General features: G+C 67.7%; 18 protein-coding genes and 1 tRNA gene. 12 read left to right on the forward strand and 7 right to left on the reverse strand.

Annotated features, from left to right (window positions below; all coding sequences use genetic code 11):
- Window positions 1-22: 22 nt before the first annotated feature.
- A complete protein-coding gene (locus CIW48_RS16380) occupies window positions 23-859 on the reverse strand; it encodes a hypothetical protein (RefSeq protein WP_149311726.1) in 837 nt (278 codons plus the stop codon).
- A gap of 539 nt (window positions 860-1,398) precedes the next feature.
- Between CIW48_RS16380 and gltB the strand changes: the two genes are divergently transcribed.
- Both gltB and CIW48_RS16390 read left to right on the forward strand, forming a co-directional pair.
- Window positions 1,399-6,114 carry a glutamate synthase large subunit gene (gene gltB, locus CIW48_RS16385; RefSeq protein WP_149311727.1) on the forward strand — a complete coding sequence of 1,572 codons (4,716 nt, stop codon included), beginning with the start codon at window positions 1,399-1,401 and terminating at the stop codon, window positions 6,112-6,114.
- A gap of 101 nt (window positions 6,115-6,215) precedes the next feature.
- Entirely contained in the window at window positions 6,216-7,649 is a 1,434-nt protein-coding gene (locus CIW48_RS16390; protein ID WP_149311728.1) for a glutamate synthase subunit beta, read from the forward strand.
- A 24-nt stretch (window positions 7,650-7,673) separates the two neighbouring features.
- Here CIW48_RS16390 and CIW48_RS16395 read toward each other — a convergent pair whose 3' ends face one another.
- From CIW48_RS16395 to galE, 3 genes are all read right to left on the reverse strand, one after another.
- Window positions 7,674-9,101, reverse strand: coding sequence for an SGNH family hydrolase (locus tag CIW48_RS16395; RefSeq protein ID WP_149311729.1), 1,428 nt, complete (start codon window positions 9,099-9,101; stop codon window positions 7,674-7,676).
- Between the two features lie 93 nt (window positions 9,102-9,194).
- Window positions 9,195-10,385, reverse strand: a complete 1,191-nt coding sequence (locus tag CIW48_RS16400) for a lytic murein transglycosylase (protein ID WP_149311730.1) — start codon at window positions 10,383-10,385, stop codon at window positions 9,195-9,197.
- A gap of 4 nt (window positions 10,386-10,389) precedes the next feature.
- A complete protein-coding gene (gene galE, locus CIW48_RS16405; RefSeq protein WP_149311731.1) occupies window positions 10,390-11,382 on the reverse strand; it encodes a UDP-glucose 4-epimerase GalE in 993 nt (330 codons plus the stop codon).
- Window positions 11,383-11,556: 174 nt separating this feature from the next.
- Between galE and galU the strand changes: the two genes are divergently transcribed.
- A complete protein-coding gene (gene galU, locus CIW48_RS16410; RefSeq protein WP_149311732.1) occupies window positions 11,557-12,426 on the forward strand; it encodes a UTP--glucose-1-phosphate uridylyltransferase GalU in 870 nt (289 codons plus the stop codon).
- Between the two features lie 394 nt (window positions 12,427-12,820).
- Here the strand turns inward: galU and CIW48_RS16415 are convergent, their stop codons facing one another.
- Window positions 12,821-13,723: an N-formylglutamate amidohydrolase gene (locus tag CIW48_RS16415; RefSeq protein ID WP_149311733.1), complete on the reverse strand. Its 903-nt coding sequence runs from the start codon at window positions 13,721-13,723 to the stop codon at window positions 12,821-12,823.
- Between the two features lie 206 nt (window positions 13,724-13,929).
- Here CIW48_RS16415 and CIW48_RS16420 point away from each other — a divergent pair, with 206 nt between their 5' ends.
- From CIW48_RS16420 to CIW48_RS16435, 4 genes are all read left to right on the forward strand, one after another.
- A complete protein-coding gene (locus CIW48_RS16420; protein WP_003603128.1) occupies window positions 13,930-14,286 on the forward strand; it encodes a response regulator in 357 nt (118 codons plus the stop codon).
- A 104-nt stretch (window positions 14,287-14,390) separates the two neighbouring features.
- Window positions 14,391-14,660: a glutaredoxin 3 gene (gene grxC, locus CIW48_RS16425; RefSeq protein ID WP_149311734.1), complete on the forward strand. Its 270-nt coding sequence runs from the start codon at window positions 14,391-14,393 to the stop codon at window positions 14,658-14,660.
- Window positions 14,653-15,510, forward strand: coding sequence for a carbon-nitrogen hydrolase family protein (locus CIW48_RS16430; protein WP_149311735.1), 858 nt, complete (start codon window positions 14,653-14,655; stop codon window positions 15,508-15,510). Before grxC ends, CIW48_RS16430 begins: the two co-directional genes overlap by 8 nt.
- A 20-nt stretch (window positions 15,511-15,530) precedes the next feature.
- Window positions 15,531-15,983, forward strand: coding sequence for a DUF1178 family protein (locus CIW48_RS16435; protein WP_149311736.1), 453 nt, complete (start codon window positions 15,531-15,533; stop codon window positions 15,981-15,983).
- 24 nt (window positions 15,984-16,007) lie between these two features.
- Here CIW48_RS16435 and CIW48_RS16440 read toward each other — a convergent pair whose 3' ends face one another.
- On the reverse strand, window positions 16,008-16,496 hold the full coding sequence (locus CIW48_RS16440) for a disulfide bond formation protein B (protein WP_149311737.1): 489 nt from the start codon (window positions 16,494-16,496) through the stop codon (window positions 16,008-16,010).
- 2 nt (window positions 16,497-16,498) lie between these two features.
- Window positions 16,499-17,080, reverse strand: coding sequence for a YqaA family protein (locus tag CIW48_RS16445; RefSeq protein ID WP_091781670.1), 582 nt, complete (start codon window positions 17,078-17,080; stop codon window positions 16,499-16,501).
- 125 nt (window positions 17,081-17,205) lie between these two features.
- On the opposite strand from CIW48_RS16445, the gene CIW48_RS16450 reads away from it, so the two are divergent.
- From CIW48_RS16450 to CIW48_RS16465, 5 genes are all read left to right on the forward strand, one after another.
- Window positions 17,206-17,290, forward strand: a tRNA-Leu gene (locus tag CIW48_RS16450).
- A gap of 208 nt (window positions 17,291-17,498) precedes the next feature.
- Window positions 17,499-18,401, forward strand: coding sequence for an FAD-dependent oxidoreductase (locus CIW48_RS16455; RefSeq protein ID WP_149311830.1), 903 nt, complete (start codon window positions 17,499-17,501; stop codon window positions 18,399-18,401).
- Window positions 18,401-19,318: a histone deacetylase gene (locus tag CIW48_RS16460; RefSeq protein WP_149311831.1), complete on the forward strand. Its 918-nt coding sequence runs from the start codon at window positions 18,401-18,403 to the stop codon at window positions 19,316-19,318. The genes CIW48_RS16455 and CIW48_RS16460 overlap by 1 nt, the downstream gene beginning before the upstream one ends.
- Before the next feature lie 146 nt (window positions 19,319-19,464).
- A complete protein-coding gene (locus CIW48_RS33290; RefSeq protein WP_173009287.1) occupies window positions 19,465-19,638 on the forward strand; it encodes a hypothetical protein in 174 nt (57 codons plus the stop codon).
- A 145-nt stretch (window positions 19,639-19,783) separates the two neighbouring features.
- Window positions 19,784-20,026, forward strand: a complete 243-nt coding sequence (locus CIW48_RS16465; RefSeq protein WP_149311738.1) for a hypothetical protein — start codon at window positions 19,784-19,786, stop codon at window positions 20,024-20,026.
- The last annotated feature ends 12 nt before the right edge of the window (window positions 20,027-20,038 follow it).

Below are 20,038 nucleotides of genomic sequence, written 5' to 3' on the forward strand. Positions count from 1 at the left end.
GGCGACTACTCCGGCTTCGTTCCTACTCGGACGGGCCCGGAACGATCGTGGCGCCGCCGATCACGCGCACCGGCTTCTTGTCCGATGGCGGGTCCTTCCAGTCCTTCGCAGCTGGCTTGGCCGCCTCCGCGACGGCAGCATCGGCTGGTTTCGACGACGTGGTGGCCTGAGCCGCGGAGGGCGCTGACGGAGCCTTCTCGATCGACGCCGCCTTGGTCTCCGGTTTGGAATCCGGCGTCGGATCGCTCTTGATCGCTTCGGCTGGGGCGATCTTCGGAGCCGGCGCCTCGGGTGAGGTGCGGTGGGACGGCTTCATGTCGGGTGTACGGGCTGGCGCCGCGCGAGCGACCTTCCTGGGCGGAGCGCTTCGGCCGACGCCGTCGGGATTTACGCCGTCGGGATTGGCTTCAGGTCTGATGGCTTCGCCGCTCGACCGGCGCTGCGGTCGCGCCGTCGGAATATCCTCGGAGGGAACAGGACGGACCACGCGGTGCGGGACGGACTCATCCTCGGTCCGGCCGAAGCCGGGCGCCGGTCTCTCCAGGCGCGCGTAGGATTCCGGTGCGCCGATCCGTTGGCGGCCCACGATCGCCGCGGTCATAGGGTCGACGATGAGGCGCACTGGCACGCCGGTCGGACCGACAGCATCGACCACGTAGACCCGCCCGTCGAAGCGCGGGCGGCTGAGGCCGCCGAAGCCGCGCTCGGCGAGGCGCCAAGCCACGACCCGCGGCGGCAGGACCTCGTCCTCGAAGGCGAATTGCGCATGCGCGCCGCTGGACGCACCCAGAAGGGTGGCCGCCGATAGGGCGATCGCACCAAGCGTTTGGCTGCGGAAGCGTGCGGCTCTGCTCTTCATCGTCACTCTTGTGCGTTCCCGATTCGGAGACCCGCAGAGTATCCGGTTCCGGCATGGTCCGGGCCGGTGGACCCGGACCTCGACCATGCCGGCGAGGTCGTTGCCCCGCATGCCGCTTGTGCTCGGCTCGTCCCGTAGATCCCCCGATTCGGGCGAGATTGCGGAGGCCGGAACCCGGCGCCGGCCAGCTATCCAGAGCGGCAACGCTGCAGACGCGCGCGGTCTCTTGCTGAAAACATTTCAATCTGGCAGTTTCCCGCCGTTAGGACAGCACAACTGTCCCATCGGCCGTGCATCCCGGCCGTCGCCGTCTCGCGCGCGGGCGAGTTCTTCGGCTGACGGATACGGGCGCGCCAGCGCACCGCTCCTCGAGCGGTCTGGGTCCTCGATGAACGTGAGCCGACGGGCGTGTCCAACCGGACCGGCCGGATGGCCTGCGGCAAGAGGCCGGAGCGCCGGGCGCCGACGGCTTGCGGGCATGAAACATGCTCGCGGGTTCATTGGCTGCGGACGGGTTCGAGGGAAGGACGAGACGAAGCATGTCACAACGCAGGCCCGCCGAAGAGTTTGCTGCGTCCACGGACCAGGCTGCCGCCCCGCGCGGTGGCGCGATGCCGCTCATCGTGCGCGATCCCGCGCTCCCGAAAGCCCAGGGCTCCTACGATCCGGCGAACGAGCGCGACGCCTGCGGCGTCGGCTTCATCGCCGATATGCATGACCGCCGGACACACGCCATCGTCGAGCAGGGTCTGAAGATCCTGGAGAACCTCGATCACCGCGGCGCGGTGGGCGCCGATCCCAAGATGGGCGACGGCTGCGGCATCCTCACGCAGATCCCGCACGGCTTCTTCGCCGAGGAATGCTCACGCCTCGGATTCGAACTGCCGCCGGCGGGCTCGTACGCCATCGGACAGTTCTTCATGCCGAAGGCCGAGGGGCCCCGGGCGATCATCCAGGAGATCGTCGAAGCGGCGCTTGCCGCCGAGGGCCTGCCGCTGCTCGGCTGGCGCGACGTGCCGGTGGACCCGGAGGATCTCGGCGAAGCCGTGAAGGCCACCGAGCCGCATCACCGTCAGGTCTTCATCGGCCGGCCCGCCTCGGTCACTGACCAGGACGCGTTCGAGCGCCGGGTCTACGTCGCCCGCAAGGTGATCTCCAACAAGGTCTACGGCCTCGACGACCCGCGGGTGAAGGAATTCTACCCGGTCTCCGTTTCGACCCGGACCATCGTCTACAAGGGCATGGTGCTGGTCACGCAGCTCGGCGGCTACTTCCTCGACCTGAAGGACGACCGGTTCGTCTCGGCAATCGCCCTCGTCCACCAGCGTTTCGCCACCAACACCTTCCCGACCTGGCGGCTCTCGCACCCGTACCGGATGGTCGCTCATAACGGCGAGATCAACACGCTGCGCGGCAACGTCAACTGGATGGCGGCCCGGCAGGCGAGCGTCGATTCCGACCTGTTCGGCAACGACATCTCGAAGCTCTGGCCGATCTCCTACGAGGGCCAGTCCGACACGGCGTGCTTCGACAACGCCCTCGAGTTCCTCGTGCAGGGCGGCTACCCGCTCGCCCACGCGATGATGATGCTCATCCCGGAGGCCTGGGCCGGCAACCCGCTGATGAGCGAGGAGCGGCGCGCCTTCTACGAGTATCATGCCGCCCTGATGGAGCCGTGGGACGGTCCCGCCGCCGTGGCCTTCACGGACGGTCGTCAGATCGGCGCGACCCTCGACCGCAACGGCCTGCGCCCGGCCCGCTACATCGTCACCGACGACGGCCTCGTGGTGCTCGCCTCCGAGATGGGCACGCTGCCGATCCCGGACGAGAAGATCGTGCAGTCCTGGCGCCTCCAGCCGGGCCGGATGTTGCTGATCGACCTGCAGAAGGGCCGCATCGTCTCCGACGAGGAGATCAAGGGCGAGCTCGCCGCCGCGCACCCCTACGCCGACTGGGTGAAGAACACTCAGATCGTCCTGGAGGATCTTCGCCCGGTGCAGCCGCGCGAGTCGCGCGGCGACGTCAGCCTGCTCGATCGCCAGCAGGCTTTCGGCTACACGCAGGAAGACCTCAAGCTGCTGATGCAGCCCATGGCCGTCACCGGCCAGGAGGCGGTCGGCTCGATGGGCACGGACACGCCGCTCTCGGCCCTCTCCGAGAAGTCGAAGCTGCTCTATACCTACTTCAAGCAGAACTTCGCACAGGTGACGAACCCGCCCATCGACCCGATCCGCGAGGAGGCCGTGATGAGCCTCGTCTCGTTCATCGGGCCGCGGCCGAACCTGCTCGACATGGAGGGCGCGTCCCGGCGCAAGCGCCTGGAGGTCCGCCAGCCTATTCTCACCAACGCTGATCTGGAAAAGATCCGCTCCATCGGCCATTTCGAGGACCGGTTCGATACCAAGACCCTCGACATGACCTACCCGGCCGAGACCGGCGCGGCGGCCATGGACGGGGCGTTGGACCGCCTCTGCGACCGCGCCGAGGCGGCGGTGCGCGGCGGCTACAACATCATCGTGCTCACCGACCGGGCGGTCGGGCCAGACCGGATCCCTATCCCGGCGCTCCTCGCCACGGCCTCGGTGCACAATTACCTGATCCGCAAAGGGCTTCGGACCTCGGTCGGCCTCGTGGTCGAGTCGGGCGAGCCGCGCGAGGTGCATCACTTCGCGTGCCTGGCCGGCTACGGCGCCGAGGCGATCAACCCCTACCTCGCCTTCGAGACGCTGCTCGAGATGAAGGACGAGTTCCCACCGGATCTGACCGACGACGAGATCATCTACCGCTACATCAAGGCGATCGATAAGGGCCTGTTGAAGGTGATGTCCAAGATGGGCATCTCCACCTACCAGTCCTATTGCGGCGCTCAGATCTTCGATGCGGTCGGCCTGAACTCTACCTTCGTGGGCCGTGACTTCTTCGGCACGGCGACGACCATCGAGGGCGTCGGCATGGCAGAGATCGCCGAGGAGACGGCCCGCCGTCACCGCGACGCCTTCGGCGACGCTCCGATCTACCGGAACGCCCTCGATGTCGGTGGCGAGTATGCCTACCGCCTGCGCGGCGAGACCCACACCTGGACGCCCGACACGGTGGCGACCCTGCAGCACGCGGTGCGCCTGAACGTGCCCGAGCGCTACCGGGAATACGCTGCGCTGGTGAACCAGCAGGAGCACCAGCTCAAGACGCTGCGCGGCCTGTTCCGGCTCAAGTCCGCTGCCGAGATCGGCCGCGCGCCGGTGCCGCTCGAGTCGGTCGAGCCGGCCTCCGAGATCGTGAAGCGCTTCGCCACGGGCGCCATGTCGTACGGCTCAATCTCCAAGGAGGCGCACGAGACGCTCGCCATCGCGCTGAACTCCTTCGGCGGCCGCTCGAACTCGGGCGAGGGCGGCGAGGAGGTCGAGCGGTTCAAGCCGCTGCCGGACGGGCGCTCACGCCGGTCCTCGATCAAGCAGGTCGCCTCCGGCCGCTTCGGCGTCACGACGGAATACCTCGTCAATTCCGACATGATGCAGATCAAAGTCGCGCAGGGTGCCAAGCCGGGCGAGGGCGGCCAGCTGCCCGGCCACAAGGTCGACGCGAAGATCGCCAAGGTCCGCTACGCAACCCCGGGCGTCGGCCTGATCTCGCCGCCGCCGCACCACGACATCTACTCGATCGAGGATCTGGCCCAGCTGATCTTCGACCTGAAGAACGTGAACCCGTTGGCTGACGTGTCGGTGAAGCTCGTCTCCGAGGTTGGCGTCGGGACGGTGGCGGCCGGCGTCGCAAAGGCGCGTGCGGACCACATCACGATCTCGGGCTTCGACGGCGGCACCGGCGCGGCGCCGCTGACCTCGCTCAAGCACGCGGGCGGCCCCTGGGAGACCGGCCTCGCCGAGACCCAGCAGACGCTGGTGCTCAATGGCCTGCGCGGACGCGTCGCCCTCCAGGCCGATGGCGGCATCCGGACCGGGCGCGACGTGATCATCGCGGCGCTCCTCGGCGCCGACCAGATGGGCTTCTCCACCGCCCCGCTGATCGCGGCCGGCTGCATCATGATGCGCAAGTGCCACCTGAACACCTGCCCGGTCGGCGTCGCCACGCAGGATCCGGTGCTGCGCAAGCGCTTCAAGGGCACGCCCGAGCACGTGGTGAACTACTTCTTCTTCGTGGCCGAGGAGGTGCGGGAGATCCTGGCCTCCCTGGGCTTCACGAAACTGGAAGAGGCGGTCGGACGGTCGGATGTCCTCGACAAGGTCGAGGCCATCGCCCACTGGAAGGCGAAGGGACTCGACTTCACCAAGCTGTTCCACCGGCCGAAGGTGGCCGAGGGCACGGCGATCCGCCACGTCGAGGTGCAGCATCATCCGATCGACACGGTCCTCGATCGTCGTCTGATCGAGGGAGCCAAGCACGCCGTCGAGACCGGTGAGCCGGTTGTCCTCACTGACACGATCCGGAACTCGGACCGGGCGGCCGGGGCGATGTTGTCCGGCATGGTCGCCAAGGCGCACGGCCACGAGGGCTTGCCCGACGACACCATCGTGGTGAAGCTCAGCGGCACCGCCGGCCAGAGCTTCGGCGCCTGGGTTGCGGCCGGCGTGACCCTCGAACTCACCGGTCACGGCAACGACTATGTCGGCAAGGGTCTGTCGGGTGGCAAGCTGATCATCCTGCCGAGCGATGCGCTGAAGTCGCCGCCGGACCGGACCATTATGGTCGGCAACACCGTGCTGTACGGGGCGATCGCCGGGGAATGCTACATCCGCGGTGCGGCCGGTGAGCGCTTCGCAGTGCGCAACTCGGGCGCCATCACGGTGGTCGAAGGCATGGGCGACCATGGCTGCGAGTACATGACCGGCGGCGTGGTCGTGTCGATCGGGGAGACCGGCCGCAACTTCGCGGCTGGCATGTCCGGCGGCATCGCCTACGTGCTCGACGAGGACGGCTCGTTCTCGGCGCGCTGCAACTTGTCAATGGTCGATCTGGAGCCCGTCGAGGAGGAGGACGACCTGATGCGCCGCTTCCACCAGGACGGCGACCTGGAAACCAAGGGCCGGGTCGACATCCTGGCCGACATGTCGGGGCACGACGAGGAGCGGCTGACGCAGCTCATCACCAACCACCTCAAGTACACGGGCAGCCCGCGGGCGAAGACGATCCTAGACAACTGGTCGGCCTACCGCACCAAGTTCGTGAAGGTGATGCCGGTGGAGTACCGCCGGGCGCTCCGCGAGATGGAGATGGCCCGGATGCCGGCGGCCGCCGAGTAGCCGGCGCTCAAGGCCGGGCGGTGCGCCGCCCGGTCCCGCACACACGAGACGAGACGACGCGGGCAGCGCAGTCACAGACTGGCCGGCCCAGGGGCTGACCAATGGGCAAGATCACAGGCTTCCTCGAATTCGACCGGCAGGAGCAGAAGTACCAGCTCGCCGCCGATCGGGTCCGGCACTTCCGCGAATTTACGCTGCCGCTCGACGAGCACGACCTGACGAAGCAGGCGGCCCGGTGCATGGATTGCGGCATCCCGTTCTGCCACGGCCCGACCGGCTGCCCGGTCCACAATCAGATTCCGGACTGGAACGACCTCGTCTTCCAGTCGGATTGGGAGGAGGCCTCGCGCAACCTCCACTCCACGAACAATTTCCCCGAATTCACCGGCCGCGTCTGCCCCGCGCCCTGCGAGGAAGCCTGCACGCTGAACCTCGAAAACCAGCCGGTGGCGATCAAGACGATCGAGCAGGCCATCGCCGACCGGGCCTGGAACATGGGCTGGGTCAAGCCCGAGTTGGCGCAGGCTCGCACCGGAAAGCGTGTCGCCGTTGTCGGCTCAGGGCCGGCTGGCATGGCGGCGGCGCAGCAGCTGGCCCGGGTCGGGCACGATGTCCACGTCTTCGAGCGCGAGGCGAAGGCCGGCGGTCTCCTCCGCTACGGCATCCCGGACTTCAAGATGGAGAAGCGGCACATCGACCGACGCGTGCGCCAGATGGAGGCCGAGGGCGTCGTCTTCCACTACAACCAGAATATCGGCGTGACGAAGTCGGTGGATGAACTGAAGGCCGAATTCGACGCCGTGATGTTCTGCGGCGGCGCCGAGGATCCGCGCAACCCGCAGCTCCCGGGCCAGGAGCTCGACGGTGTCCACTACGCGATGCCGTACCTCGTCCAATCGAACCGTCGGGTGAGCAACGAGCCGATGCGCGGCAACGGCGAGCAGCCGATCCTGGCCAGCGGGAAGAACGTGGTCGTCATCGGCGGCGGCGACACCGCCTCCGACTGCGTCGGCACCGCCTTCCGCCAGGGCGCCCTGTCGGTGACGCAGCTCGACATCCGCCCGCGGCCGCCGGAGCGGGAGGACAAGCTGACCGTGTGGCCCTATTGGCCGACGAAGATGCGGACCTCCTCAAGCCAGGCGGAGGGGGCGGAGCGTGAGTTTCAGGCCGCGACGCTTCGGCTCCAAGGCAACAAGAAGGGCCAGCTTACCGGCGTGGTCTGCGCCCGGGTCGATGCCAAGCGCCAGCCGATCTCCGGCACCGAATTCGTTCTGCCCGCCGACCTCGTCTTCATGGCGATTGGCTTCGCCGGCTCGGTCCAGAAGGGCCTGCTGGAGCAATCCGGAATCGGCGTCAGCAAGCGCGGCAATGTCGAGGCGAACGAGGACGATTACCGCACCTCGGATTCGAAGATCTGGGCGGCTGGCGACATGCGGCGCGGCCAATCTCTGGTGGTCTGGGCCATCCGCGAGGGGCGTCAGGCGGCGCGAGCCATCGACGAGACCCTGATGGGAGCCAGCGTCTTGCCGCGCTGAGGCCGAGCGACAGGCGCGCCCGGCTCAGCCGGGCGGCCAACGGAAGTCGTCGGCGCGGCCGGGTTGTGGCATCGGCGCGTTGCCGCGCAGAAGCGTACGCTCGACGGTGCCGAAATTATCCGGCTCGCGCGGCCGCCCGTTCAGTAGCGCGCCGCCGGGCGAGACCTCCGTTCGGCTCAGCGGGACCACGGGGCCGGCCGCGGGCTTGACCGGCAATGCCGGAACGCCGGGTGGTTCCGGCAGGCTCGGTAGCATCGCTGTGATCTGGCGATCGATCGCAGCGGTGTCGGTCGCAGGTGCGGTCCCGTCAAGGCTGGGCCCGGCGGTCGGGGTCGCTGCGGTCGGCGCCACGGTTGCGGTGGGCGCAGGCTCGGCCGTACCCGGGACCGCCCCCATGAGGCGCTTCAGCTCCACATCGGCGAAATGGGCGAGCTTCCGGTCGCCCGCCTTTGTGAAGTGAACACCATCCGCGGTGCGAAGCTTGGCGATCTGGCCTTCCGGATCCGGCCCCGATGCGGCGTAGCGGTCGCGGTCGTCGACGAAGCCCGGCCAGATGTCGACATAGGTCCCGCCGGCCTTGGTGACCGTGTCCCGAACGATGTCGTTCAGCGCTGCGAGATCGCGGCTCAGCGCTTCACTCTGCATGGGCGGCAGGCCGACCCAGATCAGCGGGATCTTGCGATCTACGAACACCTTCGCCAGCGCTTCCACCCGCGCGTGGTAGAGGGCGCGCCATCTGTCCGTGAGGGGCTCGACCGTCTCGTCTCCCTCGCGAATCGCCTGCCGGTCGTTGGCGCCCATCATCACGATAGCATAGCGAACCTTGGAATTACTCTGCAGGTAGTCCTGCGCAATTTTCGGCCAGTCGACCGCATCCTTGCGCACCAGGCCGCTGTCGCCCTTGGCGCGGTCGATCACGGCGACGTCGGCATTGTCCTCGAATACGTCGTCGAGGCCTTTCGCGAGATGGTCGGCCAGGGAATCGCCGAACACGGCAATCTGGACATTGGGCTCGGTCTTGGCGATTGCGGGCTTCGGCGGCGTCGGCGCCCGGGCCGGACGAACCCGACGCTTGACCGCCGGGGCCGGTCGCTGCGCCTCCCCGGTTCCGTAGGGCGTGCGTGGGCGCGGCGCCCGGTAGGTGCGCTCCGGCTGCGGCGCCACCTGCTGCGGCCTATCCTCCCAGGGCCAGTAGAACTGGCGCGGCGCCTCCTGCTGCGGCGCGTAGCGGGGCTGGCGCCCGTAGGTCCCATCGTCGCGGTAATAGGCGTCCCGCGGGCGACGACGCGGCGGCGCCTCGTAATAGGTGCTGCCCCCGGGCTGCTGGTAGCTGTCGCCCCACTGGGCGCGTGCGGGCCCTCCGCCGAACGCCGACAGCCCGGCCAAGCCCAATAGGGCGGCGAGTCCGAGGAGCAACGGGCGTTCCGAGTGACGCCGACGAGCGACTACCATGCGCATCCCGTACGCTGTACGCCGAACGGAAACCGTTCGGAATGCAGCCATTATAGGTGGAAGCGGACCACAGGTCTAAACCTGTCGACAGGCTCAGCGTCGCGGCACCGGTGTCCCGGAGATCCGGGCCAGCAGGGCCGGCGTGGCATAGCCATCGGCCGGTATTCCGACGCTGATCTGGTAGCGCCGCACCGCCTCGCGCAGCTTCGGGCCTGCGCGGCCATCCGTCGGCCCGTCGTAGAAGCCGGCCGCCGCGAGGCCGGATTGAAGGGACCGCAGGCCCGGCCCATCGAGGCGTGCCCCGGCTGCCGGCCAGGGAGCTGCGAGGGGCGGCCCGCCGGCGAGCCGGTCCGCGAGATGGCCCACGGCCAGCGCGTAGGAATCCGACGTATTGTAGCCTCGGATTACTTCGAAATTGTCGGTGATCAGAAAGACCGGGGCGCCCAGGCCACCGGGCAGAAAGAGGCTGGCGCGGCCACGCGCGGGCAACGGCTTCCCATCCGTGCGGCGGATGCCGCGCTCCGTGAAGGCACCGAGTTCGCCCGAGTACCGGCTTAGATCGAAATCTTTCGGCAGGCGTACCTCGTAGCCCCAGGACAGCGTCGGATCCCATCCGAGATCCTTGAGGTAGGCCGCGATGGAGGCCAGGGCGTCCGCCTCGCTCGTCCAAATGTCGCGTCGGCCGTCCCCGTCGAAATCGACCGCATGGGCGAGATAGGTGGACGGCAGGAACTGGACCTGACCCATGGCACCGGCCCAGCTGCCGCTCATCCGGTCCGCGGTGATGTCGCCGCGTTGCAGGATCGTGAGGGCGGCGAGGAGTTCGTCCCGAAACAGGCTGCCGCGGTGCCGCGCCTCGGCCAGCGTCGCCAGGGCTCGGATGGTCGGGACGCTGCCCGCACTCGCCCCGAAATCCGACTCGACACCCCAGAATGCGGTCACCATCGGCCCCGGCACGCCGTAGCGGGCCTCGATGGCCTGAAGTGTCGTCGTGAGGGCTGCGGCGCGGGCGCGCCCGCGCGTTATGCGACCGGCAGAGACCGCGCCAACAAGATAGTCCCAGACCGGCCGGACGAATTCGTTCTGCCGGCGGGTATGCGCCAGGATCCCGGGATCGGGGGCCGTGATCCCGCGGAACGCCGCATCGAAGGTCTCGGGTGTGACACCCAGCGCCGCCGCGTCCGGCCGCAGGGCTTCCACGAAGGTCCGGAAGGCGTCCTCGGCGCGAGCCTGCCCGGTGGCGAGGCACGCCCCCGCGGCGAGAAACCATCTGCGGGAGAACATCCGATCAGATCCGATTGCGCGTCCCCAGGCGCTCCTCCCAGGCGAGCGCCTGGGCGACGATGGCGTCGAGATCGTCATGCCGGGGCTTCCAGCCCAGCCGCTCGCGGATCAACTCGGCTTCGGCGACAATCTGGGCCGGATCGCCGGCACGGCGCGGGCACAGCCGCACCTCGAAATCGCGGCCGGATATCCGCTTCACCACCTCGACGACCTCGAGGACCGAGTAGCCGCGACCGTAGCCGCAATTCATCGTCAGGCTCTCGCCGCCGGAACGGAGGTGCTCGAGCGCGAGGCGATGCGCCTCGGCAAGATCCGAGACCTGGATGTAGTCGCGCAGGCACGAGCCGTCGGGGGTCGGGTAATCGGTGCCGAACACGTCGAGCCGTGCACGCTGCCCCAGCGAGGCCTGCGTGGCGACCTTGATGAGATGCGTGGCATTCGGCGTCGACTGGCCGGACCGACCGTCCGGATCTGCCCCGGCGACGTTGAAGTAGCGCAGGACCACGTAGGAGAAGCCGTGCGCGGCCGCCGCGTCGGCGATCATCCACTCGCTCATCAGCTTCGAGCGGCCGTAGGGATTGATCGGCTTCAGCGGCAGATCCTCGGGAACCGGAACGACTTCCGGCTCTCCGTAGACGGCCGCGGTCGAGGAGAAGATCACGTGCCGCACGCCGGCACGCACCGAAGCCTCGATCAGCGAACGGGTCTTCACCGTGTTGGACAGGTAGTAGCCCAGGGGATCGGCGACAGAATCGGGCACCACAATCTTGGCGGCGAAATGGGCCAGCGCATCGATCCGATGCTGGAGGACCGTTTGCGTGACGAGGGCTTGATCGGCCACGTCGCCGACGACGAGCTTAACGCCTTCCGGAACGGCCCAGTCGAAGCCGGTGGAGAGATCGTCCAGGACGACGATCTCCTCATGGCCGGCATCGAGCAGCGCCAGCACCATGTGGCTGCCGATGTAGCCGGCGCCGCCCGTCACCAAAACCGCCATGTCGCCCCCACTGACGCTGTCGCGCCACGCCTGCTTACGCGCTCGCAGACGGACTATTTACGCCCCCCCGCCTTATACTATCGACGTAGAACCCTTGCGACGGCTCGCGTTAAGCTATCTCACTGACCGCACCGCCGACCACGTCGTTCCATCCTGTTCCGGGGTTACCGCTCGATGAAACCGATCCGCAAGGCCGTCCTGCCCGTCGCAGGCCTGGGCACGCGCTTCCTGCCAGCCACCAAGGCGGTCCCGAAGGAGATGTTGACGGTCGTGGACCGGCCGGTGGTGCAGCACGTCGTCGACGAAGCCCGCGAGGCGGGAATCGAGCATTTCATCTTCGTCACGGGTCGGGGCAAGGCGGTGATCGAGGATCACTTCGACATCGCCTTCGAACTCGACCACACTCTGCAGGAGCGGGGCAAGACAGCGGCTTACGAGGAGCTGAAGAAGGATCTGCCGAAGGCTGGCCAGACCAGCTTCACACGCCAGCAGGCGCCTCTCGGTCTCGGCCATGCGGTCTGGTGTGCCCGCGAGATCGTCGGTGACGAGCCCTTCGCGGTGCTGCTGCCCGACATGCTGAGCCGCGGCTGCATGCATCAGATGCTGTCGGCCTACGAGCAGCACGGCGGCAACATCATTGCCGTCGAGGAGGTGGCGCCCGAGGAGACGCATCAATACGGAATCGTCAGTGTCGGCGAGACCTACGGTCAGTCGTTCCAGATCACCGGGATGGTCGAGAAGCCCAAGCAGGGCACCGCGCCATCGAACTTCATCATTTCCGGCCGCTACATCCTGCAGCCCGAGATCTTCGGGATTCTGGAGCACGGCAAGAAGGGCGCGGGTGGCGAGATCCAGCTCACCGATGCCATGATCGAGCTGATGCAGATGCAGGCCTTCTTTGGCATGCGCTACCAGGGCCGCACCTATGATACTGGTTCCAAGCTCGGCTTTCTCACGGCAAACCTCGCCTACGCCCTTGAGCGGAAAGACCTCTCAGGCCCGCTGAGGTCCGAGATCGAGAAGCTCTTGAAGGGGCAGGGCTGAGCAACGCGACCGGCGCAGGCGCGGCGATCACGGTGTCGACCCGAGCCGGCGCCGTCGATCGATCCAGATGTCGCCATCGAACCCGGATCGTCGGACACCGCGATCAGGGTTTCCTTTCCGCCTCGATGCATCGTCCGGCTGCCGCGACGTTCTCCGCTGCGTCCGGTGAACGCGGTTCAGGTATGCATGGGATGCGGCCGGGGACGCCGTTTTGCTCTTGCTTCTTGTGCGCCGCACTTTAATTTGTGCATTGCGAGATCGCGATGGCGTCGCGGTCTCGCTGCCCTTCTTGGGCGTTTCCTCCCTAGACTTCGGGCCGCTCCTTCGGGAGTGGCCTTTTTTCTGTGCGGTCCACGGGACCGGCTATGTCCGATGAACGGGCCTCGCGCTGCCGCTATTCCGCAGCCATGCGGCGCGGCACGAGATCGTCGAGGTCTCTGGCAACATCGAGGATGACGGCGCGCAATGTGTCCGCCAGTGCCGGAAAGCCCGATGTCATCGCGAGGCTGGCCTCGTTCATGTAGAGCCCGCGATTGATCTCGATCTGGAGTGCGTGTCGGTCGAGGTTCGGCTCGCCGTAATGCTCCGTGATGAAGCCGCCGGCATAGGGCTTGTTGCGGACCACGCGGAGGCCCCGCGCCCGGAACGCGGCCTCGAACCCGTCGATCAGGACGGGCGCACAGGCCGTCCCGTAGCGATCGCCCAGGACCACGTCCGCGTTCATCGCCGGATCACGGCCCAGGCTCGATGACGGCATCGAGTGGCAGTCGACGAGCATGCAGCGACCATGCGTGCGCGCCGTGCGCTGGATGAGGCCGCGCAGCACCCGATGATACGGTTTGTACAGGCCCTCGATCCGGGCCGTCGCCTCGGCCACGGGGAGGCGGCGCGAATAGATCTCCTGACCGTCGGCGACGACCCGCGGCACCGTCCCGAGACCGCCGGCGACGCGCATCGAGCGGGTATTGGCGAACGGCGGCAGGCGCCCCTCGAACATGCGCGGATCGAGTTCGTAGGGTTCGCGATTCACGTCGAGGAACGCGCGGGGAAAGTTGGCGCGCAGGAGAGGCGCGCCCAGTTCGACGACCGGAGCGAACAGTCGTTCGACATGGGCGTCCTCAGAGCGACGCAGAGCCAGGGCATCGAGCCGCGAGGCCGCAATGAAGTCGGGGGGGTAGACGGCCCCGGAATGGCCGGTATTGAAGACGAAAGGCAGGGTGTGCGCCGCGGGCTCGTCGACCGCGAAGGCCGGGGCAAATCCGAAGGCGTCTGGCTGTACCGGTTCGGATGCAGTCATCGGCTGGTGGACACCCCGGCGTTCGAACGAGGACGACAGGCGTTCAGTGTGGTGTGCGATCGACCGCCTGTCCACTCCGTGCCGGCGCCTCGCATAGTCGCTCGGGAGACACGCGGCGCCCGCTGCGTGCTCCATCCTAACACCTTGTTTACCATCGCCTCCCTTTATGGGATCAACTTCTCGACTCGAAGGCTCGGATCCGGCCGATGAAAATCCTGCTGGCGGAAGACGACAACGACATGCGCCGCTTTCTGGCCAAGGCGCTGCAGAATGCGGGCTATGATGTCCTGTCCTTCGACAACGGCCTCTCCGCCTACAACCGGCTGCGCGAGGAACCGTTCGAGCTGCTGCTGACCGATATCGTGATGCCCGAGATGGACGGCATCGAGCTGGCGCGCCGCGCCACCGAACTCGATCCCGACATCAAGGTGATGTTCATCACCGGCTTCGCGGCGGTCGCCCTCAATCCGGATTCGAAGGCTCCGAAGGACGCCAAGGTCCTGTCGAAGCCCTTCCATCTCCGCGATCTCGTCAACGAGGTCGAGAAACTCCTGGCCGCCTGAACTGGCCGCTGCGCGGACCACGTCGCCTGTGACCAGACGGGCATAGGCAAGTCACACCCCGCGCTCCTATATGTCGGGAGTTCACGCGCGGGACGACCATCGCGATGCAGCCGGTCACAATCTACACCACGGCCTGGTGTCCCTACTGCTCGGCGGCCAAGAGCCTGCTGAAGGAGAAGGGCGCGGCCTTTCAGGAGATCGACGTCGAGCGCGTGCAGGGCGCCCGTGCCGCCATGGTCGGGCGCGCCGGCGGCCGCACGAGCGTACCGCAGATCTTCATCGGTGCCGCCCATGTCGGCGGCTGCGATGATCTTTATGCCCTCGACCGGTCCGGCAAGCTCGACCCGCTGTTGAAGGACACGGCCGATGCCTGAGGCCCGGTTCACGGCCGCCTGCTTGCAGATGCGGTCGGGGCGCGACCCGGTTGTCAACCGCGATGCGGCCGTGGCGGGCGTCCGCGAGGCGGCGGGGCGGGGGGCGGCCTACGTGCAGACACCCGAGATGACCTCCCTGGTGGAGCGGAGCCGCGAGCGCCTGTTCGCCCACGTCACCACCGAGGAGCAGGACCAGACCCTTGCAGCCATCCGTGAGGCCGCGCGGGCGACCGGCACCGTCGTTCAGATCGGTTCGATCGCAGTCCGGTCCGGTGACAAGATCGCCAACCGGGCCTACCTGATCGGTGCCGACGGTGCGATCCTAGCCTCCTACGACAAGCTGCATCTCTTCGATGTCGACCTGCCGAGCGGTGAGCGCTGGCGGGAATCGGCCACCTATTCCGGAGGCGCCTGTGCGGTGCTTGCCGAGACGGGGTGGGCGACGCTGGGCCTGACGATCTGCTACGATATCCGCTTCCCCGCTCTGTACCGCGCCCTCGCCGAAGCGGGCGCGGATGTGCTGACGGCTCCGGCCTGTTTTACCCGTCAAACCGGGGAGGCCCATTGGCACGTCCTGCAGCGGGCTCGGGCCATCGAGACCGGCGCCTTCATGATCTCAGCCGCGCAAGGGGGGGTGCACGAGGACGGACGCGAGACATACGGCCACTCGCTGATCGTCGACCCCTGGGGCCGGGTGCTGGCCGATGCTGGCGGGGCCGAGCCCGGGATCATCCTGGCGGAGATCGATCTCGCGCAGGTCGCGGAGGCCCGGGCGCGTATTCCGTCGCTGCAGCACGGCCGGCCTTTCACCATCGAGCGCCTCGGTTCACAGGTTCGAGCGTCGCAGTAGGCACCACAGCAAGCAACAGAATGATCCGGTACAGTCTCGTCTGCGAGGCCGGACACGGCTTCGAGAGCTGGTTCCCGTCCTCCGATTCCTACGACACGCAAATCGAACGCGGACTCGTGACGTGCCCGGTCTGCGAAACCGCGAAGGTCGGCAAGGCCCTGATGGTGCCTAACGTCGCCCGCACGGATCGGGAACGTGAACCGGCGGCGCCTGCGAAGGTGGAGGCTCCGGTGACCATGATCGCCGAGCCCGAGCGGCAGATGAGGGCGATGCTGCGCGCACTCCGCGAGCACGTCGTGGCGAATGCCGAGCATGTCGGCGCGCGCTTCCCCGAAGAGGCGCGCAGGATCCATTATGGCGAAGCCGAAGGCCGCTCGATTTACGGCGAGGCAACGCCCGCAGAGGCGCGCGCCTTGGTCGAGGAGGGCATCGAGGTCGCGGCGATCCCGATCCTGCCCGACGACCGGAACTGATCGAGGTTCGAGCCTGCGCGAAGCTCAGGGCTTCAGGGCGGCGGTCCCCGCGAACGAGGCCAGCAGCGCGGAGATCAAAGCGCTCCAGCCGGCGAGCGAGATTCCGGCCACGCGCAGCGCTGCCACCGAACAATCGACCACCTTCGTGGCTTGGAGCGCGTTGAGGAATTCGCCGATCTGGCCCGGATTGGCTCCCGTTCCGCCACCGCAATCGGCCGGGCCCGGCCAGAAGCCCCATTCGGCGCCGGCATGATAGACCCCGATACCCGCCCCATAGAGCAGGCCGAGGGCGGCCAGCCCGAGCGCGATCCGCGCCAGACGCTCCGGTAGGAACAGTGCCAGCAGGCCCAGCGGAATCGCCGCGTAATAGGGTAGCCGCTCGGTCAGGCAGAGCTTGCAGGGTGCGTAGCCGTATCCGTACTGAAGAACGAGTGCGGCTCCGACGGTGAGGGCGGAGGCGATCGCGAGCCAGAGGCCAGCGGTCTTGAGGCGCAGGGCGGCCGCCGTATTCATCGCTACAGGATTACCTTGAAGAGCAGGAAGCCGAGGACGATGACGGCGACGGAGATCGCCGCGACCGCGTTGAGATGCCGATCGAGCACGCCGCGGATCTGGACACCATAGCGGCCGAGCAGTCCGGCCAGAATGAAGAAGCGCGCGCCGCGGGTCACGATCGACAGGATTGTGAACCAGAACAGGCTGTAATGGGCGAAGCCCGACGTGATCGTCACGAGCTTGTAGGGGATCGGCGTGAGCCCCTTCAGCAGGATCACCCAGTGGCCGTAACGCGCGTAGGAATCTTGGAAGGTCGCCGCCGAGTTCTGCAAACCATAGAGGCGGATGAGCCACTCGCCGACGGAATCGAACAGAAGAGCCCCGATGGCATAACCCACGAGTCCGCCGATCACCGAGGCGACGGTCGCGATCGTGGCGTAGAGCCAGACCCGGTCAGGTCGAGCGACGGCCATAGGCACCAGCATCGCGTCCGGTGGAACCGGGAAGAAGGAGCTTTCGGCGAAGGCCACGGCGCCGAGCGCGTAGGGCGCAGATGGTCTGTCGCTGAGGGCCAGGATCCACGCGTAGAGCCGGCGGAGCATTCAAGATCCCGAATTGAGCGATCGGCCGCCCTTTGAGCATAGGCGACCCACCTTGGCCAGATCGATGCCGATCGCAAAAACACACTTGGCCGGAGCTGCCGACCTATGCGAAGAGCCCCTGGCACGCGGGTATGGCGGAACTGGTAGACGCGGGCGACTCAAAATCGCCAGCCGCAAGGCGTGGGGGTTCGATTCCCTCTACCCGCACCATGCACCCTCGGACGACCGCGCGGTGCGCTCCTCCCGTCAGCATCGTTGTCGCGATCCCCGTTCGCTTGCGGCGTGGAGCGAAAATCGGTCGCTCTGACGTCGTTCGTGGTGTCCTCTATTTTCGCTGCCGTGCGGCCATCAGAGCCGCTCTCCGAGGCGGAGCAGGCGCGTGATCGAGCAGGGGATTGTCGCGGTTCTCGGCGCCGGCATGGCTGGCGCAGCCGCCGCGCGCCGGCTCGTCGAGGAGGGCTTGCGCGTACACGTCTTCGACAAGGGGCGCGGAGTTGGGGGTCGCATGGCGACCCGACGTGTCGGCGCCGTGCAGTTCGACCACGGCGCACAGTTCATGCGGGCGCGCGGGGCCGTTTTCAAAGCGCAGATGGATAGATGGGCCGAGCGCGGCATCGTCGCGCCCTGGGCCGGTTCCGAACGATACGTCGGCGTGCCCGGCATGGCAGAGCCCGTTCGTGACTTGCTGGCGAATCTTCCGGTCGCGACGGCCACGACCGTCCTGCGACTTCATCGAGAGGCGGCTGGCTGGCGTGTCGAGGATGCATCCGGGACCGTTCACGGCCCATTCGACGCTGTGGCTGTCACGTTTCCGGCGCCGCAGATCATGACGCTCCTCGAGTCCACAGGCGTCATGTTGCCCGAGATCACCCGCGCTTCCTATGCGCCCTGTTGGTCCCTCATGCTGGCCGTTGAGACGGGCCCGTCCGATGCCCTTTTCGAGCCGCGGACCGACTCGATCGGTCTGATCGCATGCGATTCCTCGAAGCCCGGCCGGCCCGCCGGAACCCGGCTCACGGTGCATGCCACGCCGGATTGGTCCCGTCGGCACCTTGAAGCCACGCGCGCTGCAATCGTCGCCGAACTCGTTCGGGCAGCCGGGAACCACCTCGGAACCGAACTTCGACCGACCCACGCGGAGGCGCATCGCTGGCTTTACGCGCAGGTCGAGACGGCCCTGCAGGTGCCCTGCCTGTATGATCCCGCTCTGCGCCTCGGAGCGGCCGGAGATTGGTGTCTCGGTGCCCGGATCGAGGCGGCCTATGAGAGCGGGCAGGCGCTCGCCAACGCTCTGCTGGCCGATCTGGATCTGCCCGCGTGATCCCGCCGATCGCCTTCCATCCGGCCTACGAGGCATCCCTTCCGTCCGGCCATCGATTTCCGATGCGCAAGTACAGCCTCCTCGCGGAGACGCTGATCGCCAGGGGCTTGGCGCCCCTGGGCTTCGTCACGCCGGAGCTGGCCGGTGCGGATATCCTGATCCGCGCCCATGATCCCGCCTATGTGGATGCGGTTCTGGCCTGTGATGTCGGCCGGGAGACCGAGCGGGCCATCGGGCTTCCGGTGGATGCCGCCCTGGTCCGCCGCTCTCGCGCCTCGGTGGGTGGCACCCTCCTGGCCGCGCGCCTTGCCCTTGCGGAGGGGCTGGCCGGCAGCGCCGCCGGCGGCAGCCATCATGCGCGCCGACAACAGGGTGCCGGCTTCTGCGTGCTCAACGATGTCGCGGTGGCGGCGCGCACCCTCCAGGCCGAAGGGCTCGTCCGGCGCGTGCTCGTGATTGATCTCGACGTGCACCAGGGAGACGGCACCGCGGATTGCCTCGCTCGCGACCCCGACCTGTTCACCCTCTCGATCCACTGCGAAAACAATTACCCTGCCCAGAAGATCGCCGGAGACCTCGACATCGGTCTGCCGGACCGGCTCGACGATGCCGGCTACATCGAAGTCCTGAGGGCCCGGCTGCCGCCGCTTCTCGATGCGTTCGCGCCGGACCTCGTTTTCTACAATGCCGGGGTCGATCCGCATCGCGATGACCGCCTCGGCCGGCTCTGCCTCACCGATGAGGGTCTGCTCGCCCGCGATCGCTTTGTCGTGGCCCAGGCCCGCGCCCGCGGGATCGCACTCGCTGCGGTGATCGGCGGTGGCTACACGCACGATATTGAGGCTCTCGCGCGGCGCCACGCTCTGGTCTTCGAGGCGATGGCGGCCGCGGCCGTGGCCAGACCGCAACTTCGGTGAGGCCCGATTGCATCACGTCGCCGAGGATATGCAGGTCTCGGCCGCACGAGAAAGGTTTTGGGAAGAGCTGCGGCCGAGGATGATGGGGTGCGGATTGTCGAGGCGGATCCGCCGCTTGCCATCAGTAACGCCGTTGGAGTTCGGCCATGCTCGCGCGGGTCTGGGACGTGGTGAAGGCGACGCTGGCGGTGTCGGCCCTGATCGCCGCAGCTCTCGTCTCGGCGGATAAGGTGGACCGGCAGAGAACGCAGCCTATCATCGGCGCTGCGCTCAGCGAGCCGGCCACCACAGGAGCGATCGCGCCGAGCGGAAATCCGTGAGCCAAGCGCCCCGCGACGGAGCGGCAACGCCCCTGCGTCAGATTGAAACAAGCGCCATGGGATATCTTGTCCCGCATCGGCGTTCTCGCCCGATGCCGAGGCTTGGCCGTTCGCTGCCCGGACCCGTTCAGGAGAACCCATCGCGATGAAGTCCGCACCCTTCGCCTTGTTCGCCGTCCTCATCGGCGCGGTCCCGGCGTGCGCGGAGACGGGGGCCGAACGGGCCGCCTGCACGCCGGACGTGATGCGCCTGTGCGCTGCCCAGATCCCGAATGCCGGTGCGATCACCCTCTGCCTGCGCGACAAGCGCGTGTCGCTCAGCAATGCCTGCCGGACGGTCGTCGACCGGTCCGACCGCTCGGCCCGCGACATCGCCAATCGTCGCTAGGCGCGGCGCCCC

Source organism: Methylobacterium sp. P1-11 (genome assembly GCF_008329595.1).
Lineage (GTDB): Bacteria > Pseudomonadota > Alphaproteobacteria > Rhizobiales > Beijerinckiaceae > Methylobacterium.